This is a genomic window from Caloranaerobacter ferrireducens, assembly GCF_001730685.1.
GTDB classification, from domain to species: domain Bacteria; phylum Bacillota; class Clostridia; order Tissierellales; family Thermohalobacteraceae; genus Caloranaerobacter; species Caloranaerobacter ferrireducens.
Genome location: NZ_MDJR01000002.1, coordinates 246,432 through 266,954 on the forward strand (window position 1 = coordinate 246,432; position 20,523 = coordinate 266,954).

The window sequence follows — 20,523 nt, forward strand, 5'->3', positions numbered from 1 at the left end:
TTGGATTTTTTGTATATAGGGTATAATTATAATTAATACAGAAGGAGGGGTTTTATGGAGCAAACATTAGTTATTATAAAACCAGACGGTGTTAAGAGGGGGCTGATAGGTGAGATAATTAGTAGATATGAAAGAAAAGGTTTTAAAATTTTAGATGCAAAGCTAATAAGAGCTGATAGAAAGACTTTAGAGGAGCATTATTCAGAGCATAAGGGTAAAGATTATTTTGAAAAACTGGTTGCTTATATGATGGAAGGTCCTGTAATGGTAATGATTATAGAAGGTGAAGATGTAATAGAAGTAATAAGAAATATGAATGGACATAAAGACCCTAAGAAGTCATTACCTGGAACTATTAGAGGGGATTATGCAAATAGTGTAACTAAAAATATAGTACATGCATCTGACAGTATAGAAGCTGCTAAGAGAGAGATAAATATATGGTTTTAAAGAAAAGTTTAATAAGGTTAAGTAATAGAATGGGGAGTGAGTAAATTGGAGAAATTAAAATTAGGGTTATGTCAGTTATTAGTTAGTGAAGATAAGAAAGAGAATATAAAAAAGGCAAAAGAAATGATAAATAGAGCAGCTGACATGGGAGCTGAGCTTGTTGTACTACCTGAGATGTTTAATTGTCCTTATAATAATAGTTATTTTCCTAAATATGCAGAAAAATATCCAGATGGGGAAACTATCAAAATGTTATCAGAAGTTTCTAAAAAAAGAGGTATTTATTTAATAGGAGGCTCTATACCAGAAAAAGATGATGAAGGTAATATATATAATACGAGCTTTGTTTTTGATAAAAAAGGCAACATTATCGGCAAACATAGAAAAATACATCTGTTTGATATAGATGTTGAAGGGGGAATTAGTTTTAGAGAATCAGATGTATTGAGCAGAGGGGATAGTTTAACTATTGTAGATACGGGATATGGGAAAATAGGTGTGGCAATTTGCTATGATATTAGATTTCCTGAATTGTTTAGATTGATGGCTCTAAAAGGTGTCAAAGTTATAATTGTGCCAGCTGCGTTTAATATGACAACTGGGCCTGCTCATTGGGAATTATTGTTTAGAATGAGGGCATTAGATAATCAGATTTATATGATAGGTACAGCACCAGCTAGAAATGAAAGTGCATCGTATGTATCGTATGGCAATTCAATTATAACTGATCCTTGGGGAGGTATAGTAGGAAAATTAGATGAAAAAGAAGGAATTTTAATTAAGGAAATAGATTTAAAAAGAGTAGAAAAGATTAGAAAACAATTACCTATATTGAAACACTTGAGGAAAGATTTGTATCAGATAAGTTTGCAAAAATAGGGGGCATAATGCTCCTTTTTTTAATACATACCAAATCAAAAAGAACTTAAAAAGTATAACACATTTAATGAAATGTGATATAATATATATATAGAATTATTATAAAGGAGGAGCCTTTGATGGAAGTATACAAGTATATAAAATGGTTTAGAGAAGTAGATAAGAAAGATTTATCTATAGTTGGTGGTAAAGGAGCAAACCTTGGAGAGCTAACTAGAAATGGAATTAATGTTCCACCAGGTTTTTGTGTTACTTCAGATGCATATAATTATTTTATTGAATATTATAGTCTTAAACAAAAAATAGAAGATTTAATAAATGACTTAGATATAGAAGATTCTTCTGAATTATATGAAAGAAGTTCTAAAATAAGAGAATATATAGAAAGCTATGATATACCTGAAAATATTAAAACTGAAATAGTAGATGCATATAATGAGATTATTAAAGAGTTGAATATAAAAGATTTGTATGTTGCCATTCGAAGTTCTGCTACTGCTGAAGATTTACCAGAAGCTTCATTTGCAGGTCAACAGGACACTTATTTAGAAATAAAGGGAATAGAAGAAGTATTAAAGCATATCAAGAAATGTTGGGCTTCACTTTGGACTGCACGTGCTATTTATTATAGAGAAAAGCAAGGTTTTGATCATTTTGAAGTTTCATTAAGTGTAGTTGTGCAAAAAATGGTTAACAGTATAAAATCTGGAGTTTTATTTACTGCAAACCCTGTAACTAATGATATTAATGAGATAATGATAAATGCAAGCTGGGGACTTGGTGAGGCTGTAGTTTCTGGAATAGTTACACCAGATGAATATATTATTGATAAAAATACATTACAGATTAAAGATAAGAATATCGCAGAGAAAAACGTTATGATAGTTAGAAAAGACAATGGGGTTGGTACAGTAGAGATTGGTGTCAAAGACCTTTTAGGTTATGATAAAGCTATTTCACAATGCTTAAATGATGATGAGATAAAATTATTAAGCAAACAAGGAATTTTGATTGAAAAGTTATATAATTCACCACAAGATATAGAATGGGCTATTGATAATGATACTAAAGAATTATATATTTTACAGGCTAGACCAATTACAACTTTAAAGGAGAGTAAAGATATGACTGAGATCAAGACTAATCTGAATGTTTTAGTTAGAGGATTATCTGCATCACCAGGTATAAATAGTGGAAAAGTCATAAAGATAAATGATATTAACGAGATTTCAAGAGTTAAAGAAGGAGATATATTAGTAACTGTAATGACTAATCCAGATATGGTACCGGCAATGAGGAAAGCTGCAGCTGTTGTTACAGATGAAGGTGGAAGAACTTGTCATGCTGCCATTGTATCAAGAGAATTAGGAATCCCATGTATTGTTGGAGCAAAAAAGGCGACAGAAGTACTAGAAGAAGGTATGATAGTTACAGTAGATGCTACAAGAGGAGTTGTTTATGAAGGTAAAGTATTGGGCACAGATGATGAGAATAAAAACAAAAGAACAGAAGGGATTAGTTTAAATGAAGAAATACTGTACAAATTAGCACCTATTACAGGTACTAAAATATATATGAACTTGGGTGAACCATCAATCATAAGTAAGTATAAAAATTTACCTTTTGATGGAATTGGGCTTATGAGAACAGAATTTATTTTTTCAAATCTAGTAGGAGCTCATCCGATGTATTTATTAAAAAATGGGATGGAAGACTATTTCATTGAGAAAATGGCAGAGGGAATAACTTTAGTAGCTCAAGAAGTATATCCAAAACCAATAGTAGTAAGGCTAAGTGATTTTAGAACTAATGAATTTCGTGGGTTAAAAGGTGGAGAAGAAGTAGAACCAATTGAAAACAATCCTATGATTGGTTGGAGAGGTGTTTCAAGATATATATCTCCTGAATACGAGAAAGGCTTTAGATTAGAATGTAAAGCATTAAGAAAAGTTAGAGAAGAATATGGATTAATAAATGTATGGGCTATGCTTCCTTTTGTAAGAACAACATGGGAATTGGAAAAAGTAATGGAAATAATGGCTTCAGAAGGTTTAGAAAGAACAAATAACTTTAAAATTTGGATAATGGCAGAGGTCCCTTCTGTAATATTTGAAGCTGAAGAATTCGCTAAACTTGTTGATGGATTTAGTATAGGAAGTAACGATTTGACACAACTTATATTAGGTGCAGATAGGGATTCAGGAATTTTGAATAGTATGGGATATTTTGATGAAAGAAATCCAGCAGTTAAGAAGGCAATAAAAACATTAATAAAAGCAGCTCATAAATATGGTAAGACTGTATCTATATGCGGTCAAGCTCCTTCACTATATCCTGAATTTGCTGAATTTCTAGTGCAAGAAGGAATTGATAGTATAAGTGTCAATCCAGATGTAGTTGATTATACAAGAAGATTAGTTGCACATGTTGAACAGAAAATTATTTTAAATAAAATTAGAAAGCTATAAAAGTGAGTAAAGTAAACATATTTATGAAAATAAGACTCATGCGAAAAAATTTAGAGAAAACTTTAGATTCAAATTTTCAGAAAATCCTAACGCTCCCAATGAGTCGTCCTGACTCTGGGAAGCTGGCTTAGCGTCCATGCTAAGCCTACGGATTTTCTTTTAATTTTCATCTAGTTTTCTATCTAAATTTTTACAAGCATTCGCTTTTATTTTAATAAATATTTTAGAAAGGTTGTTCGATATTCGAAAAGCGAATAGCGAATGACGAGTAGCCAAATAATTTTATAATCCATAGAAAATTATAAACTTATTAATATTGTAAAAAATTTTAAATATAATTTCCGTTATGGATTTCAACAAAATCTTCCTAAATTTATTTAAAACAAAGATTTTGTTCCATTTTCAATTTTCAACTTTATATTTCCAACACCTAGCACCTAGTACCCAGTACCTAGTACCTATACAATCGCCGCCAATAGCAGTAATTCTTCATTATCGGCGTATATTTTATCAAATTGAGATATAGGAAGTGGATTTTTTCCTTTTCCGACTTCTATTGTATATCCTGGTCTATGATATTCTTTTATAAACCAATCTTTATATCCTGCATAGCTAGCAATACCATAAGCTTCAGCTAATGAATAGCCACTTACTTGAGAAAGTTTTTTTCCTATTTCTAATGCTTCAACTGGGGCTAGATTTTTATAGTTCCAATAGATTATTTCTCCTTGACTGTGATATGCTAAAACGAGCCTGAAATCATGTTTTCTAGTAAAATCTGCAACTGATTTGGATTCTGGTTCGGACTCAGGATAAGGACCTGAATATCTTGTAGGACCAGGACCATAGATTCCATATAAAGGTTCAGCTTTTTTGGACTCTTCCCATGAAGCATCATAATTATGATTTAAGTCTACACCATGTATATTAGCTTGCCATGTTTTAGAAAAATCCATACTTCCATTATTCCATTTAATTAGATCATCGTAATATGGATTATTATTATCTAAGCCGTTCAGTACTAAATCTATTCCATCAGGGTTTACCATAGGAACTATATAAATACTGCTTTTTTCAAATATTTCACGAGTATTATAACCTTTAATAGATTTATTTTCGCTATATGCTTTGCAAAAATTCTCAATAAATTTCATTAGTAGTGGAGTAGTTATCCATTCTAATGAGTGGTGAGCAGCATTATAAAACACTTCATTACTACCTTTACCTAATTTTAAATAATAAAGCTTTCTACCAAGTACACTTCTACCAATGCTACCTGATTGTAGAAAAGGATATCTGGCTAAAAGACCTTTTATATCACCTATTAAAATATCATAGGTGTAATTTATGTTAGTATCAACAATATCAATATTATAAGGAACTACTATTTTTTCACCAATGTTTAAGTTATAAGGTACTAAATTTGGATTAGCTGTAATGATTTTATCGATAGTCGTATCGTATTTTTCAGCAATATCAAATAGTGTATCTCCTTTTTGTATAATATAGTAATCATAACCTAAGATTAATCTTTTAATCTGGTAGTAAGTAGCTTTATCAATTTCTCCTGTGACAGGGAGATTTCTGTCTTTTTGGAAATTCTTTATAGCTATTTTAGTATTAATGTTGAAAATACCATTTATAGGACCAGTATAGTAGCCAGTTTTCTTTAAAGCTGCTTGTATCTTCATTATTTCAGTTCCAGTTGTGCCAAATCTTATTATCTTCATAACCACACCTCTTTTAAATTAAAATTTAGAGTTAAAAAAATAAATGACATACAACTAAGTGGCCTTATTATTAATTTATTGATAAAGAATAGATTTAGTTACTAAAGTTTATTCTAATTTCATTTTTTAAACAATATTTATTAGATGGCATTATCACAAAATAATCACAATTTAAAGAAAATTTAATTGACAAAAAAATCTAATTTAAATATAATGTAATTGGCTGATACAATTCCATAGATTTCAAGGTGTTCCTTTACGGAACTTAAAAGGGAAAGAGGTGAAAATCCTCTGCAGCCCCCGCTACTGTGAGTAGGGATGAAATCTTCCATAACCACTGGGTAACCGGGAAGGGGAAGAGAGTAAGATGAACTACGAGCCAGGAGACCTGCCTTGAAAGTCGTAGACTTATACTTCGGAGGGAAGTATGTAGTTCTTTTCATAGACGCATAGTTACCTCTATGTGTTTTTTTATTTCTTCTCTCAACTACATTTTCCCTTATTTGACTATATATGTAAGGAGCTGGTTTGTTGGCTAAAAAAATTATGCTTCAGGGGACAGGTTCTTCTGTGGGTAAAAGCATTATTACAGCAGCGTTTTGCAGAATTTTTAAAGAAGACGGTTATTCAGTTGCACCTTTCAAATCACAGAATATGTCATTAAATTCTTTTGTAACAAAAGATGGTTTAGAAATGGGTAGAGCTCAAGTTGTACAAGCAGAAGCAGCAAAGATTGAGCCTATTGTTGATATGAATCCTATTTTACTAAAACCAACTAGTCAAATAGGTAGTCAGGTTATAGTTAGAGGTAAAGTTTATAAAAATATGAAAGCAGAAGATTATTACAAAGAAAAACATAAATTGGTGGAAATAATTAAAAAGTCTTTTAATAAGCTTGATAAGTTATTTGAAATAGTAGTTATAGAAGGTGCTGGTAGTCCAGCTGAAATCAATTTAAGAGAAAATGACATTGTAAATATGGGGTTAGCAGAAATGGTTGATTCTCCAGTTATTTTAGTTGGGGATATTGATAAAGGTGGAGTATTTGCTTCAATTTATGGAACAATTATGCTTTTAGAAAAAAAAGAGAGAGATAGAATTAAGGGGTTTATTATAAATAAATTTAGAGGAGATATAAAAATACTTGAACCAGGTATCAAAATGTTAGAAGAAAAGATTGGCAAGCCATGTTTAGGGGTTATACCTTATATGGAGTTATATATAGATGACGAAGATAGTGAAACTTCAAGATTCAAGCAAAAAAATACAGGTGGTATTAATATTGGAGTGGTTAAAACTCCTTATATTTCTAATTTTAGCGATTTTACGCCGTTTGATTTTGAAAAAGATGTAAATGTTAGATATATAGTACAAAAGAAAGACTTTGATGATATTGATATGATTATATTGCCGGGCAGTAAAAATACTATAGCCGATATGAATTACATATTTGAAAAAGGCTTTGATAGAGAAATTTATAAAAAACATAAAAAAGGCATACCAATTATGGGCATATGTGGTGGATATCAAATGCTTGGTTTAGAAATTGTTGACTTTTATTCAGTAGAGTCAATATTAAAAAGAATTAATGGACTATCTTTATTAGAGATAAGGACTACTATGAAGAAAACTAAGTGCACAAAACAGGTTTTTGGAAAAATAATTGCAGATAATTGTTTTTTAGAGCAAAATATTGATTACAAAATAGAAGGTTATGAAATTCATATGGGTGAGACAGAACTTATTGGGGATTCAAAGCCATTTATCAAATTGGATGAAGGAAGATATGACGGGGCAATAAGTGCAGATGGAAAGGTATTTGGAACTTATTTACATGGGATATTTGAAAATGATAATTTTAGAGAAAAACTTGTTAATTGGCTGAAACAAAAGAAAGGTATAGAAGTATCTAATTGCAATATGAGTTATAAGGAGATTAAAGAGAAAGAATATGCTAAATTAGCTGAAATAGTTAGAAAACATGTTGATTTAGATGGTATAAAGAAAATTATGGGGTTGAAATAATGAAAATATATATTCTAATAATAGCAGTTATTTTAGATTACATTATCGGCGATCCGCATAATTGGCCACATCCTATAAAGTATATAGGTAAATTAATAGCAAAATATGAAAAGTTTATTAGAAAAAGCAATATATTATCTAAAAGAAAAGGTGGATTTATTTTAACTTTTGCAACTTTAACAACAGTTCTGGTTATAATTCATTATTTAATAAAATTTGCATATATTATACATTTTGAATTAGGTTTCATACTTTCAGTTTATTTAGTATATGCTTCCATAGCAGCTAGGTGTCTTGAGAAAGAAACAATGAAAGTCTATTATGCATTAAAAGAAGAGAATATTAATAAAGCAAGGAAACTGCTTTCTTATTTAGTTGGAAGAGAAACAAGTCAACTTCAAGAGAAAGAGGTAATTAGAGCAACAGTTGAAACTATTGCTGAGAATACAATAGATGGAGTAATTGCACCATTAATGTTTATAGGATTTGGACTAGCACTAGGCATACCTGTAGAAATGGCTTATTTTTATAAAACTATTAACACACTAGATTCAATGGTAGGTTATATTCACGAACTATATAGAGAAATAGGTTACGCTTCTGCAAAATTAGATGATGTAGTGAATTACATACCTGCCAGAGTAGGCAGCTTACTTATGCTTATTTCTGGGCTTTTAATTGGGTACGATTTTAAAAATGGATATATGATTTTAAAACGTGACAAAAGGAATCATAAAAGTCCTAATAGTGGGTATTCTGAAGCTGTGGTTGCAGGACTATTAAATATTCAGCTAGGTGGAACAAATATTTATTTTGGACAGAAAGTGTACAAACCTACTATAGGAGATAAAAATAGAGAGCTAAGTATTATCAATATAAAAGATGTAATAAAAATTATGTATGCAGCAGAGGTTCTATTAATAGTAATTATTGTTACGATTTTAAAATTACTGTAACTATAGTTTACTGAATGGAAGGAGTATTATATGAATAAGCACGGAGGATATTATGGAGAAAATCAGGAAAAAGTTTTAGATTTTAGTGTTAATATAAATCCCCTAGGTATAACTGAAAAAGTAAAAGAAAAGCTCATTGAAAGCATAAATACAATAAATAGATATCCAGAAATAGATGGAGAAAGCGTAAAGAAAGTATTAGCCGATAGATTAAATGTTGAAACTTCTCAAGTGATAATCGGGAATGGAGTAATTGAATTAATATACCTATTTGCAAGAGCTTTTTGTCCTAATAAAGTAGTTATTATACAGCCGACTTTTAATGAGTATTTAAGAGCATTTAATTTAACAGGAAGTATTATTTGCAATTATGAACTAACATATTCTAATGATTTTAATTTAGAAACAAATGCTTTGTTGGGGTATTTGAAAGAAACAAAGCCTGATTTATTAATACTTTGCAATCCTAATAATCCAACTGGTCATTTTATTAGATATAAAGACTTATTACCTGTTATTAGTTATATTAAAGAAATTGGAGCATATTTATTGCTTGATGAGTCTTTTATAGATTTTACTGACGAAGAATCATGTGTAAATCATGTTAAAGAATTTCCTATATTTATTCTTAGGTCAATGACAAAATTTTATGCTATTCCAGGATTAAGGCTTGGATACGGTATAGCTAATAGTAATATTATTAATAAATTGAATGAATACAAAGAGCCTTGGACAATAAATACTTTTGCTTTATCGATAGTTTCAACAATTTTAGATGATGAAGCATTTTATAAAGAGTCTAAAAAATGGCTGCAAGCTGAAAAAAGTTATTTATATAAAGAGCTAAAAAAAATGAAAAGTATTGATTTTTTTAATAGTCAAGCGAATTTTATTTTATGCAGAGTTAAAAAAGGCAATGCATATGAGATGAGAGAAAAATTAATGAAATATAATATCTATATTAGAGTTTGTGATGATTTTGTTGGGTTAGACAATACTTATTTTAGGGTTGCTATTAAAAGTCATAAAGATAATGTGAAGCTAATTAATGCTATAAAAGAGATTTTACAATAAAATACAATATATAAGCAGAAGGAAATTGGTGAGAATCCCATACGGTCCCGCCACTGTGATGAGGAGCCTATTAACATTTGCCACTGAGTTAATTCTTGGGAAGGCGTTAATAGGTGATGAATCTAAGTCAGGATACTTCGCTTATATATTTAAGTTTAAAGTCTACGGGGATATAGGCTTTAACTTAAGATTACTTATTTTAATATTGCTTAAGTTAAACCTTATCCTTTTGGATAAGGTTTTTTTAATTTTTAAATTATAAGGAGGGGTATCATGAAAAAAATTTCAAGAATTACAGTTTTATCACTTGTTTTAGTTTTAATATTATCAAGCTTGGCATTAGCTAAAGACGTAAAGATAAGTGTTGATGGTTTGGACAAAAACCTTAATATTGAAATTATTAATGCTAGATCTTATGTTGCATCAGAAAGCTTAAAAGACTTTGGATTAACTACAACTGAAAAAGGAAATGTAATAGTTGTTAGGAATGATGATGTAGTATTTGAGTTTATTATAGGAAGTAATCAAGTTAAGGTTAATGATTTATGTTTAACACTAGATGCTAGACCATATAAAAATGATAAGGATGTATACTTACCATTAAGATTTATACTTGAGACTTTAAATTATAAGATAGGTTGGGATAATGAGGCTAAAAAAGTTAAAGCTGAAAAACTTAAGGAGTTAACATTTCCTATTACAATCGTAGATGGTGACAATACATATGTTGTTGAAAAAGAGGCTAAAACTATAGTATCTATGGCTCCAGGAGTAACAGAAAAACTATTTGCTTTAGGTGTTGGAGACAGGATAAAGGGCAGAACTCAATATTGTAATTATCCTGAAGAAGTTAAAAATATTCCAAGTATTGGTACTCTGTATGAACCAAATTTAGAGTTAATATTAGATATAAATCCTGATTTGGTTATTGGCGAAACTCATTTTAAAGATGAGGTTATAGCTAAACTTAATGAAGCTGGTATAAAAGTTGTAGCTAAATCAACAGCTAAGGATATGGAAGGTGTATATGACTATATGCTTAAATTAGGAGCTATAGTTAATAAAAACTATGAAGCGAGAGCACTAGTATCAAGTTTAAGGGCAAAGGTTGATAGGGTTAAATATGAGTTGAAAGATTTAAAGGAAAGCGATAAGCCGAAAGTATATTATATAGTAGGAACAGGACAATGGGGAGAGTATACAGCAGGTAAAGATACTTTTATATCAGAGCTTATTTCACTAGCAGGTGGTAAGAATGTTGCTGATGATGTGGTAGGTTGGAAGTATAGTCTTGAAAAACTTATAGACCATGATCCAGATATTATCATAGGTGGACAGTTTAATGTCGATACAATGGTTAATGGTGAAAACTATCAAGTGTTGTCAGCAATTAAAAATAAAAAATATAAGGTAGTAAATGAAGACATATTTGTTAGAGCAGCTCCAAGAGCTATTAATGAAGGACTTAAAATACTGATAGAAACTTTCCATAAAGAAAAAATTAAAGACTTAGACTTTTAGTTTGGTGATTTAGATGACGTACTTAAAGCAAAAGAAATATTATAAAATTTATATATTTACATTATTGTTAATATTTATATTTATTTCTATAATAGCAACGACTTTGGGAACAGTAAAAATACCTGCAAAAGATGTTGTCAAAATCATTTTAAGTAAAATAAGTTTTTTAAGCAAAAAGATTGATATTAGTAATGTAAAGAAATCGAATATTTTTATAGTTATTAATATTAGATTACCTAGAATAATACTGGCTAGTTTAGTTGGTGCAGTACTTTCAATTGTAGGTACATGTTATCAGGCTATTTTTAGAAATCCAATGGCTGACCCTTATGTTATGGGTGCTTCTTCGGGGGCAGCCTTTGGTGCTACTTTTGGTATAATTTTTGGACTAAATAATACAATTTTAGGATTTGGACTAACATCTTTATTTGCTTTTGCTGGAGCGTTGTTAACTACATTGATAGTTTATAATCTGGCGAAAGTAGGTAATAAAATATCTACAACTTCTATTTTATTAGCAGGAATTGTTGTAAGCTCTTTATTATCATCGGTAATTTCGATAATGATGGTATTTAATCATAGAGAACTTGCGAAAATAGTGACTTGGACAATGGGGAGCTTTAATGGAGCGAATTGGAAGCAAATAATTATTGTTATTATCCCTATATTTTTTGGAGTAGTAGTTTTATCTTCAATGACTAAAGAAATGAATGCAGTAGTGATAGGAGAAGAAAGTGCAAAAAATTTAGGGGTGAATGTCGAATTAATAAAGAAGGTAATATTATTATTGTCATCTTTTTTAGCAGCTTGTGCAGTTTCGGTAAGTGGAATTATCGGTTTTGTTGGATTGATTGTACCTCATTTATTTAGACTGATATTTGGTTCAGACCACAGAATACTTATACCGATTTCAGTTGTGGGAGGAGCAATTTTTTTATTGATTTGCGATACTTTGGCTAGAACTGTTTTAAATGGAATTGAGATACCAGTCGGAATCATTACATCTATATTTGGCGGACCTTTCTTTCTTTATCTTCTTAGAAAATCTAAGCGTAATAAATTTATATAAGGGAGTATCTTTATGTCTAATGCTGTAGAACTTAAAAAAATATATTTTAGCTATGGTTTTGAGAATGTATTAGAGGATATTAGTTTAGCTGTCAAACAAGGAGCATTCATTAGTATATTAGGTCCTAATGGTTCAGGTAAGACGACTTTACTGAAAAATATGTGTAAATTATTGAAGCCGTTAGATGGGAAAATACTAGTTGATGATAAAGAGTTAAATAAAATAGCTTTTAAAGAATTAGCAAAAACAATGGCTGTTGTACATCAGGACATTAATGTGAATTTTGAATTTACAGTTCATGACATTGTTATGATGGGCAGGTATCCATATCAAAAAAGGTTTAAACCTGAATCTGAAAAAGATATAAATGTTGTAAAAAGAGCTATGGAAAATACTGAAACATGGGTTTTAAGAGAAAAAAGTATTCATGAAATAAGTGGTGGAGAAAGACAAAGAGTTATGATTGCTAGAGCATTGGCACAAGAACCAAAAATACTTTTATTAGATGAACCAATTTCACAGCTAGATATAAAACATCAGATAAATGTATTAAATTTATGTAAAAGGCTTAACAGTGAAGAAAAAATAACTATAATTACAACATTACACGATATAAATTTAGCTGCCAGGTATAGCGACTATATCTTACTTATGAATAAAGGAAAAATAAAGGCATTTGGTTTGCCAGAGAATGTATTGACAAAAGAGAATATTCAAGACGTTTATGGTATCGAAGTGAAACTAATAAAACTTCATGAATATAAAGTACCGTATATAGTTCCATTAAGTTTTTAGTCATTAGAGTCTTAACAAAAGAAGGTGGAATATTGAAAAATCTTATATTAATAACTGGTGGTGCAAGAAGTGGTAAGAGTACATTAGCAGAAAAATTAGCTAAAGAATTAGGGAAAAATGTAGTTTATATAGCTACAGCAATACCTTTTGATGAAGGTATGATTGATAGAATAGAAAAGCACAAAAATTCTAGACCTAAAGAATGGGTAACTATTGAAAGATATAGAGATTTTAATGAGCTTATAAATAATAAAGATTTTATTAAAGCAGATACTATATTACTTGATTGTATAACACTTATGATAACAAATTTGTTATTAGAAAGTGGACTAGATTTTGACAGATGCTCAATGTTTGATGTTGAAAAAGTTGAAAAAAATATTATTGATGAAATTGAAAAACTGTTATTTATAGTTGAAAAATCTAATAAAAGATTAATTATAGTTACAAATGAAGTTGGTATGGGAGTTGTACCAACTTTTAGACTAGGAAACATATTTAGAGACATAGCTGGTAGAGTAAATCAGTATTTAGCAAGACGCGCACAAGACGTTTATTTAACAGTTTCAGGAATACCTATTAAGATTAAGTGAGGTCGTTATGAAGAGTTTTTTATTAATGATAACATTTTTAACTAGATTGCCGATTAAAGTTAAGCTTAAATTTACCGAAAGAGATTTTATTAAAGGTATTAAATATTTACCAATAGTTGGTTTGGTAATTGGTATATTGCTATGGGCTGTAAGTCAAATTAACCATTTAATAGATAGAGCTGTAACAGTCTTATTTGTTTGGATGTTTTATATTTGGATTACTGGAGGATTGCATATTGACGGTTTAGCCGATTCTTTTGATGGTATTTTTAGCAATCGCAATAAAGAAAAAATACTAGACATAATGAAAGATAGCAGAATAGGTACTTTTGGTGTTATAGGCATTATTTTTGTTATATTACTTAATATCGTATTAAGTTATTTCATAGATTTCAAAGTACTATTAATTATACCTGTTTTAGGTAGAAGCTGTGGAATACTTTCATGTGCTATTAATACTTATGCTAGAAAAGATAAGGGGATGGGGAAGACTTTTGTTGAATATTCGAATTTCAAAAATGCTATATTCGTTATACTTATTACAATTATAATAACGATTATGTTTTTTGATTATATGCTAGCTTTCAGTGAAATACTCATATTTTTGTATGCTTTATTACTTGGCATATATTTTAAAAAGAAAATAGGCGGAATGACAGGAGATACTATAGGAGCAGTTATTGAATTATCTCAGACTTTTTCACTATTATTATTTTATTTGTTAAGGGGATTGATATTTTGAAATTAATCTTAGTGAGGCATGGAGAAACACAGGCGAATGTAGAAAGGATATATAGTGGTTGGACTGATTTTCCGTTAACAGATAGAGGAAAGGAACAAATTAACAATCTATTAGAGATTTTAAGTAAAGAAAATATTGATGTTTTATATTCAAGTCCATTATCTAGAGCTTTAGTCACAGCTGAGATTATATCAGAATATATAGGTAAAAAAATTTATGTTAGTGAAAAATTAAAGGAAATGAATTTTGGTATTTTTGAAGGGAAATCTTATAGAGAAATATCAGAAACTCATCATCTAGAATGGGAGAAATGGACAAATGATAATATCAAATACAGGATACCTAATGGCGAGAGTTTAATAGATATGTATAATAGAGTTACTCAGTTTATAGATGAATTAAAAGATAGAACTGGAACTTTTCTTTTGATCACTCATGCAGGAGTAATCAGAATTGTGATTACTTATTTGTTAAATCTAAATATGGATAAAATGTGGCATTTTAAAATATTGCCTGGATGTTTAGTTGAGATATTGTATGAAAATGATTTTGGTGTACTAACAAGGTTGATTTAGTAAACAAACACAAAAATTAAAAATACTAGATTTCAATTAGGGAGGTAAGGAAATGAATACAATTAAATCAGTTAAGCAAAATAATAAAACTATGAAAATAGTATATTGTGGGGTGCTTATTGCACTTTCAGCAGTAGGGGCATTGATTAAAATACAGGGAAGTATAGCATTTGATTCAATGCCTGGATTTTTTGCTGCGCTGTTTTTAGGGCCAAGCTATGGGGCTTTAGTAGCAGGATTAGGACATATACTTACAGCCGTTACTAGTGGGTTTCCTTTAACACTTCCAATGCATATTATAATAGCTTTAGAAATGGCATTATTCGGTTATTTGTTTGGAGTATTTTATAGAAAATTTAATTATGCAATAGCTATAATACTAGCAATTATTTTAAATGGTCCTATTGGGGCACTTGTTGCAGCATTTGCTTCAGTATTACTTGGATTACCTTTTAGTGGTTGGGTATTATTTTATGCTGTAATTATACCTCTTACATTAGCATCAGTTGCAAATATTGTATTAGCTTATTTGATTTTTAAAATAACAAACAAGTATAAGTTGAGGGTATAAAATGAGAGCAAGAAAATTTAGAGATTTGACTTTTGTAGAAATTAATGAAGAGCAATTATTAGTTATAGCTTGTGATTCAAGTGGAGCCATAGGGAGTAAGGAGAATGATATTGTAAAAGTTTCTCCTGATGTTTTAGGATATTTTACTACAAATGTTGCTTTATGTGAAGTTTTATCTGTTGGTGGAGAGCCATTAATTGTAGTCAATACATTATCTGTAGAAATGAATGATACAGGAAGTAAAATAATAGAAGGTATAAAAAGAGCCATTGAACCTTTATTAGTTAATAAAGATATTATAATTACAGGGAGTACAGAAGAAAATTTTCCTGTTATTCAAACTGGAATGGGTATTACTGTTATTGGTATTATAAATACCAAAAATTGGACTATGCCTATGACAAAAAAAGGAGCTATTGCTGCAATAGTTGGTTTACCTAAATTAGGGGAAGAAGTTATAGCGGATAATGGGGAAGAAACTTTTTCATTAAATATCCTTTTAGAATTAAAGAAGTATCCTTTTATACAAGAAATACTTCCTGTTGGCTCTAAAGGTATTTTATTTGAGCTAAAGGAAATGGCTAGAACGAATAATTTGGATTTGTGCATATTTAGTGATACAAAAGTAGATTTGTATAAATCAGCAGGACCTGCTACTTGTGCTATTGTTTCAATAGAAGAGAAATATTTTGATATACTGAAAGATAAATGTTCAATACCTATAAATAAAGTTGCTAAATTCTACTAAAAAACGAAAACCAAATTTTTCATTCTCTTGTTCCATCGCAGTCAGAATTGCAAAGCTTATAGCTTATTTCTAAATTTCCCTGAACAATATCATTCAAAAATGTTATTAAATCTTTAAGTATGTTAGTATTTAAAGAATAATAATTCCATTTACCTTTTTTTGTTACATTTACTAAATTAGCTTGTTGCAGTAATTTTAAATGATGAGAAACAGTTGGTTGAGACAAATCGAAGTTTTCACAAATATCACATACACACAATTCATTTTTTGAAATCATTTTGATTATCTCTAGTCGATTTTCATCTGATAGTGCTTTAAAAATGTTTACTAATTCTTTCAAAATAAAACCTCCTAAGCTACCTATAGATATATTTAAATCTATCTACAGATTAAAAGAATTTTTTAATAAAGTCAATACTTTATACTTATTTAGTACGCACCAAAACATGTGCTTAGTACATATTCTAAATATAGGTAGTGGTGGAGGATGATAATATGGTAAGTATTGAAAGTATTAAAGAATCTGAATTAGATGATTTATCGCTGTTATATGAAGAATTAACATGTAAGAAAAGTGATATGGATAAGATATATAACGTTTTTTCTACTATTAAAAATAATCCCAATTATTTTCTACTAGGTGTAAAATACTACAATAAATTGATTGGAAGTGCTATGGCTATAATTTGTAATGACCTTACAGGCGAATGCAGACCATTTATGGTTGTTGAAAATGTGATAATTAAAAAAGAATTTCGCCAAAAGGGCTTTGGAAAAAAATTATTTGAACATATCGAAAATATTGCAAAAAGACATAATTGTTATTTTATAATGTTTGTATCTAACATAAAAAGAGTAGGTTCACACAAATTTTATGAAAAACTTGGATATAACAGTAAAAATAATTTAGCTTTTAAAAAATATCTATAGAATAAGGACTCGGTAAGAGTCCTTTTAAATATCTATAAAATCAACAAAATATTAAGAATATTTAACCAAATACAGTTATTATAAGATTGAAAAGAATATATAGTTGTTATATAATGTAAGGAAATTTATAAGGAAAGAGGGATACTATGGGGGTACTTAAAAGATTTAATAATTACAGAGGATTACCAAGGAGTATATATATAATATTTTTAGCTCGAATAATAAACAGTATGGGGGCTTTTGTTTATCCTTTTCTAACTTATTTTTTTGTTGAAAATTTAGGTCTTGGAGAACATACAGCAGGAGAATATATTTTATTAGCGTCAACTGCTTTTGTACCTGGTTCATTAATAGGAGGGAAATTAGCAGATCATTTTGGCAGGAAGAAAATTTTGCTTTTATTTCAAGGGTTAGCAGCTTTAACATTGATTCCGTGTGCTTTTTTAGGAAATTCTATGATGATACCATGGCTTTTAATTTTATCTAGTTTTTTTGGTGGGGCTGCAAATCCTTCGAGTGGAGCAATGGTTACAGATTTAACTAATCCCAATAATAGACAAGAAGCTTTTTCTCTACTATATCTTGGTACTAATTTAGGGATAGCTGTTGGCCCATTGATAGCTGGATTTCTATACAATAATTATATAGAATGGATTTTTTTAGGTGATGCTATAACTACATTTATTTCTTTGCTTTTAGTTTTGATTTATGTTAAAGAGACTATTCCTTCTGAGGATGAAGTAAAAGATTCATTCAATAAGAAAGATGATGAAAAAGCAGAAGAAGGAAATATAATTTTAGTTTTACTAAAAAGACCAGCTTTATTAGCATTTTCAGCAGTATCGACTATTTATTCATTTGTGTATTCACAGCATTCATTTAGTATACCTCTTCAAGTAAGAGAAATATTTGCTGTTAACGGACCGAAAGTATTTGGATGGGTTATGACAACAAATGCTCTTTCTGTAATAATTTTAACTGTTTTTATAACTGTAATTACAAGAAATAATAAGTCAACAACTAATATAGCTGTAGCTGGAATTTTTTATTCTATAGGCTTTGGAATGCTATATTACATTAATAGTTTCTATCTGGTTATATTATCTACAGTTGTTTGGACAATAGGCGAAATACTTATTGTTACAAATTCAAGTGTCTACATTGCAAATCATACACCAATTTCACATAGAGGTAGATTTAATGCAGTGCTGCCAATTATATCTGGGTTTGGATATGCTGTTGGCCCTGTAATTATGGGTAAATATATAGAAGCAAATAGTGTAAGAATGGTTTGGCCAATATTATTTGTATTATCGTTAGGAGCTGCAACTTTGATGTATTTGCTTTCTTTAACTGAAAGAACTGAAGTGCGACTTGTTAAAGATAATTAATGTATTTTTGCATAATAAAAGGAGTAGAAAGTTCTACTCCTTATTTATGTATAGTATACCTACAGTATTAGGACCACAGTGACTTGAAATTACACAACCTGCATCTGTGATAATAACTTCTTTAACATTTAAATTATTTTCAAGTTCATTTTTTAAATATAAAGCATCTTCATACCCCATAGAATGAGTTACTATAATACGTTCTAAATCTATATTGTTGCTTTCTTTTATTGTATTTTCTAACATTTTATCAATTATTTTTCTTCTTTTTCCTCTGGCTTTTTGTCCTAATATCATTGTACCGTTTACTACTTTTACTATTGGCTTAATTTTTAGCATACTTCCAACAAAACTTTGTAGAGCAGAACATCTTCCACCTTTGTATAAGTAATCAAGAGTATCTATTACAAAAGATGTTTTTACTAAAGGTATTTTATTTCTTAATTTATCACCAATTTCTTTGATTCCTAAACCTTCTTTTGCATAATCAACAGCTTTTAAGACTAACAGACCAATGCCTGTTGAAAGATTTAAAGAGTCTATTATTTCAATTCTGTTATCTGGGAATTTACTAGCTGCAATTTTTGCATTTTGTAAAGTTGAAGATATCTTTGAAGATAATCCAATGTATATTATATCTTTTCCTTCATCAATGTATGGTTTAAAAGCCTCATAAAAATCAGTTGGTGAAGGTGCTGAAGTTTTAGGCAGTATTCCATATTTATCAACTAAGTCATATAATTTTTTTGTATTTATATCTATTCCGTCCTTATATGTTTCATTACCAAAGCTTACATAAAGAGGTACTACAGAAATATCGTATTTTTCAAGGATTTCAGTCGAAAGATCACAAGTACTATCAGTAAATATTTTTATGTTATTCATTTTGCATCCCCCTTTTTCTTTAAAATAACTGTTCACATTAATTATATTATAAAAATCCAAGAAAATATTAAAGTTTAAATAAAATTAGATAGGGTAAAATATAAAGAAGAATCAAATCTTCAGTTTAGATAAAATTAAAGTAAACAATATTTTTGAAAGGTATTTTAAATCTTAATTGTAACATTATGCTAAATAGTATAATATAGATATATATATAAATTGAAAGGGGAATTTGATGAGTATTAAAGTTATTGCCGATAGTGGTTGTGATTTAAATGACAAGTTAAAGAAAGAGAGGGAAATTGATATTGTTCCTTTATCAATACAAATTGATGATAAACATTATAAAGACGATGAGCAATTAGATACAAAAGATTTACTAAATCAAATGAAAAATAGTGACAATGTTCCTAAAACAGCAAGTCCTTCACCTATGGAATTTATAAAACGATTTAAGGAAGCTGAAAGTATTTTTGTAGTTACTTTGTCATCTTCATTAAGTAGTACTTATAATAATGCATTGATGGCTAAAGAAATGTATAAAGAACAGTTTCAAGATAAATTTATACACGTTTTTGATTCGTTGAGTGCTTCAGTTGCAGAAACACTGATAAGCTTGAAAATATTAGAACTTGCTAAGAAAAATTATAAAAATTTAGAAATCGTTGAAAAGGTAAATGAATATATTAATGAAATGAGAACTTTGTTTATTTTAGATTCTTTAGAAAATCTTATCAAGTCAGGTAGAATGAGCAAGTTAAAAGGCAGAATAGCAACAGCTTTAAATATAAAACCTATTTTAGGTGGAAATAAAGAAGGTAAAATTGAATTGATAGACAAGGCAAGAGGTTCGAAAAAAGCATTTAAAAGGCTAGTTGAGTTGATAGGTGAAAAAGGTGAAAAGCTAGAAGAAAAGATTTTAGGAATAGCTCATTGTAATTGTTTGGAGAAAGCAGAAAAATTTAAAGAGGAAGTTATGAAAAGATACAACTTTAAAGATATCATTATTGTAGATGCTGGTGGTATAAGCACAGTTTACGCAAATGATGGAGGCATAATAATAGCATTTTAGTATATTTAACCTACGATTTGAAAATCGTGGGTTTTTTTCTTTTAATTCA

20 protein-coding genes and 2 riboswitches are annotated in these 20,523 nt (G+C 29.3%); of the genes, 17 read left to right on the plus strand and 3 right to left on the minus strand.

The window, feature by feature from the left end:
• Window positions 1-54: 54 nt before the first annotated feature.
• The 3 genes from ndk to ppsA all read left to right on the plus strand — a co-directional run bounded on the left by ndk (window position 55) and on the right by ppsA (window position 3,797).
• Window positions 55-450: a nucleoside-diphosphate kinase gene (ndk, locus tag BFN48_RS05795; protein WP_069649955.1), complete on the plus strand. Its 396-nt coding sequence runs from the start codon at window positions 55-57 to the stop codon at window positions 448-450.
• Between the two features lie 45 nt (window positions 451-495).
• Window positions 496-1,329, plus strand: a complete 834-nt coding sequence (locus BFN48_RS05800) for a carbon-nitrogen hydrolase family protein (protein ID WP_069649956.1) — start codon at window positions 496-498, stop codon at window positions 1,327-1,329.
• Between the two features lie 119 nt (window positions 1,330-1,448).
• On the plus strand, window positions 1,449-3,797 hold the full coding sequence (ppsA, locus tag BFN48_RS05805; protein WP_069649957.1) for a phosphoenolpyruvate synthase: 2,349 nt from the start codon (window positions 1,449-1,451) through the stop codon (window positions 3,795-3,797).
• A 458-nt stretch (window positions 3,798-4,255) separates the two neighbouring features.
• Here ppsA and BFN48_RS05810 read toward each other — a convergent pair whose 3' ends face one another.
• Window positions 4,256-5,527, minus strand: coding sequence for a M14 family metallopeptidase (locus BFN48_RS05810; protein ID WP_069649958.1), 1,272 nt, complete (start codon window positions 5,525-5,527; stop codon window positions 4,256-4,258).
• 229 nt (window positions 5,528-5,756) lie between these two features.
• Window positions 5,757-5,937, plus strand: a riboswitch (cobalamin riboswitch).
• Between the two features lie 121 nt (window positions 5,938-6,058).
• Here BFN48_RS05810 and BFN48_RS05815 point away from each other — a divergent pair.
• From BFN48_RS05815 to BFN48_RS05865, 11 genes are all read left to right on the plus strand, one after another.
• Complete coding sequence (locus BFN48_RS05815) at window positions 6,059-7,552, plus strand: cobyric acid synthase (protein ID WP_069649959.1); 1,494 nt, start codon at window positions 6,059-6,061, stop codon at window positions 7,550-7,552.
• Window positions 7,552-8,508 (plus strand): adenosylcobinamide-phosphate synthase CbiB, encoded by a 957-nt coding sequence (gene cbiB / locus BFN48_RS05820; RefSeq protein ID WP_069649960.1) that lies wholly within the window; start codon window positions 7,552-7,554, stop codon window positions 8,506-8,508. The genes BFN48_RS05815 and cbiB overlap by 1 nt, the downstream gene beginning before the upstream one ends.
• A 30-nt stretch (window positions 8,509-8,538) precedes the next feature.
• The gene (gene cobD, locus BFN48_RS05825) at window positions 8,539-9,582 is read left to right on the plus strand and encodes a threonine-phosphate decarboxylase CobD (RefSeq protein WP_176718833.1); all 1,044 of its coding nucleotides are present in this window, start codon (window positions 8,539-8,541) and stop codon (window positions 9,580-9,582) included.
• Window positions 9,550-9,740, plus strand: a riboswitch (cobalamin riboswitch). It overlaps the preceding gene by 33 nt.
• A gap of 115 nt (window positions 9,741-9,855) precedes the next feature.
• The gene (locus BFN48_RS05830) at window positions 9,856-11,103 is read left to right on the plus strand and encodes a helical backbone metal receptor (protein WP_083238826.1); all 1,248 of its coding nucleotides are present in this window, start codon (window positions 9,856-9,858) and stop codon (window positions 11,101-11,103) included.
• 64 nt (window positions 11,104-11,167) lie between these two features.
• Window positions 11,168-12,172, plus strand: coding sequence for a FecCD family ABC transporter permease (locus tag BFN48_RS05835; protein ID WP_242863223.1), 1,005 nt, complete (start codon window positions 11,168-11,170; stop codon window positions 12,170-12,172).
• 12 nt (window positions 12,173-12,184) lie between these two features.
• Window positions 12,185-12,967 (plus strand): heme ABC transporter ATP-binding protein, encoded by a 783-nt coding sequence (locus BFN48_RS05840; RefSeq protein ID WP_069649962.1) that lies wholly within the window; start codon window positions 12,185-12,187, stop codon window positions 12,965-12,967.
• Window positions 12,968-12,999: 32 nt separating this feature from the next.
• The gene (gene cobU / locus BFN48_RS05845; protein WP_069649963.1) at window positions 13,000-13,560 is read left to right on the plus strand and encodes a bifunctional adenosylcobinamide kinase/adenosylcobinamide-phosphate guanylyltransferase; all 561 of its coding nucleotides are present in this window, start codon (window positions 13,000-13,002) and stop codon (window positions 13,558-13,560) included.
• A 7-nt stretch (window positions 13,561-13,567) separates the two neighbouring features.
• The gene (cobS, locus tag BFN48_RS05850; RefSeq protein ID WP_069649964.1) at window positions 13,568-14,302 is read left to right on the plus strand and encodes an adenosylcobinamide-GDP ribazoletransferase; all 735 of its coding nucleotides are present in this window, start codon (window positions 13,568-13,570) and stop codon (window positions 14,300-14,302) included.
• Window positions 14,299-14,877, plus strand: a complete 579-nt coding sequence (gene cobC, locus BFN48_RS05855; RefSeq protein ID WP_083238827.1) for an alpha-ribazole phosphatase — start codon at window positions 14,299-14,301, stop codon at window positions 14,875-14,877. Before cobS ends, cobC begins: the two co-directional genes overlap by 4 nt.
• 52 nt (window positions 14,878-14,929) lie before the next feature.
• On the plus strand, window positions 14,930-15,448 hold the full coding sequence (locus BFN48_RS05860; RefSeq protein WP_069649966.1) for an ECF transporter S component: 519 nt from the start codon (window positions 14,930-14,932) through the stop codon (window positions 15,446-15,448).
• Window position 15,449: 1 nt separating this feature from the next.
• Window positions 15,450-16,196 carry an AIR synthase related protein gene (locus tag BFN48_RS05865; protein WP_069649967.1) on the plus strand — a complete coding sequence of 249 codons (747 nt, stop codon included), beginning with the start codon at window positions 15,450-15,452 and terminating at the stop codon, window positions 16,194-16,196.
• Between the two features lie 19 nt (window positions 16,197-16,215).
• Here the strand turns inward: BFN48_RS05865 and BFN48_RS05870 are convergent, their stop codons facing one another.
• Window positions 16,216-16,536: an ArsR/SmtB family transcription factor gene (locus tag BFN48_RS05870; RefSeq protein WP_242863224.1), complete on the minus strand. Its 321-nt coding sequence runs from the start codon at window positions 16,534-16,536 to the stop codon at window positions 16,216-16,218.
• Between the two features lie 155 nt (window positions 16,537-16,691).
• Between BFN48_RS05870 and BFN48_RS05875 the strand changes: the two genes are divergently transcribed.
• Both BFN48_RS05875 and BFN48_RS05880 read left to right on the plus strand, forming a co-directional pair.
• Window positions 16,692-17,126, plus strand: a complete 435-nt coding sequence (locus BFN48_RS05875) for a GNAT family N-acetyltransferase (RefSeq protein WP_069649969.1) — start codon at window positions 16,692-16,694, stop codon at window positions 17,124-17,126.
• A 146-nt stretch (window positions 17,127-17,272) separates the two neighbouring features.
• The gene (locus BFN48_RS05880; RefSeq protein ID WP_069649970.1) at window positions 17,273-18,517 is read left to right on the plus strand and encodes an MDR family MFS transporter; all 1,245 of its coding nucleotides are present in this window, start codon (window positions 17,273-17,275) and stop codon (window positions 18,515-18,517) included.
• A gap of 33 nt (window positions 18,518-18,550) precedes the next feature.
• Here the strand turns inward: BFN48_RS05880 and BFN48_RS05885 are convergent, their stop codons facing one another.
• Entirely contained in the window at window positions 18,551-19,402 is an 852-nt protein-coding gene (locus BFN48_RS05885; protein ID WP_069649971.1) for a DegV family protein, read from the minus strand.
• 235 nt (window positions 19,403-19,637) lie between these two features.
• Here BFN48_RS05885 and BFN48_RS05890 point away from each other — a divergent pair, with 235 nt between their 5' ends.
• Window positions 19,638-20,474 (plus strand): DegV family protein, encoded by an 837-nt coding sequence (locus tag BFN48_RS05890; protein WP_069649972.1) that lies wholly within the window; start codon window positions 19,638-19,640, stop codon window positions 20,472-20,474.
• Window positions 20,475-20,523: the final 49 nt, after the last annotated feature.

What these genes read in the sequence shown, in the direction of transcription:
- ndk (WP_069649955.1), top strand. Translation starts at nt 55, where the DNA reads ATGGAGCAAACATTAGTTATTATAAAACCAGACGGTGTTAAGAGGGGG.
- BFN48_RS05860 (WP_069649966.1), top strand. Translation starts at nt 14,930, where the DNA reads ATGAATACAATTAAATCAGTTAAGCAAAATAATAAAACTATGAAAATA.
- cbiB (WP_069649960.1), top strand. Translation starts at nt 7,552, where the DNA reads ATGAAAATATATATTCTAATAATAGCAGTTATTTTAGATTACATTATC.
- BFN48_RS05885 (WP_069649971.1), bottom strand. Translation starts at nt 19,402, where the DNA reads ATGAATAACATAAAAATATTTACTGATAGTACTTGTGATCTTTCGACT.
- cobS (WP_069649964.1), top strand. Translation starts at nt 13,568, where the DNA reads ATGAAGAGTTTTTTATTAATGATAACATTTTTAACTAGATTGCCGATT.
- BFN48_RS05840 (WP_069649962.1), top strand. Translation starts at nt 12,185, where the DNA reads ATGTCTAATGCTGTAGAACTTAAAAAAATATATTTTAGCTATGGTTTT.
- BFN48_RS05880 (WP_069649970.1), top strand. Translation starts at nt 17,273, where the DNA reads ATGGGGGTACTTAAAAGATTTAATAATTACAGAGGATTACCAAGGAGT.
- cobD (WP_176718833.1), top strand. Translation starts at nt 8,539, where the DNA reads ATGAATAAGCACGGAGGATATTATGGAGAAAATCAGGAAAAAGTTTTA.
- BFN48_RS05875 (WP_069649969.1), top strand. Translation starts at nt 16,692, where the DNA reads ATGGTAAGTATTGAAAGTATTAAAGAATCTGAATTAGATGATTTATCG.
- BFN48_RS05830 (WP_083238826.1), top strand. Translation starts at nt 9,856, where the DNA reads ATGAAAAAAATTTCAAGAATTACAGTTTTATCACTTGTTTTAGTTTTA.
- BFN48_RS05890 (WP_069649972.1), top strand. Translation starts at nt 19,638, where the DNA reads ATGAGTATTAAAGTTATTGCCGATAGTGGTTGTGATTTAAATGACAAG.
- ppsA (WP_069649957.1), top strand. Translation starts at nt 1,449, where the DNA reads ATGGAAGTATACAAGTATATAAAATGGTTTAGAGAAGTAGATAAGAAA.
- BFN48_RS05810 (WP_069649958.1), bottom strand. Translation starts at nt 5,527, where the DNA reads ATGAAGATAATAAGATTTGGCACAACTGGAACTGAAATAATGAAGATA.
- BFN48_RS05865 (WP_069649967.1), top strand. Translation starts at nt 15,450, where the DNA reads ATGAGAGCAAGAAAATTTAGAGATTTGACTTTTGTAGAAATTAATGAA.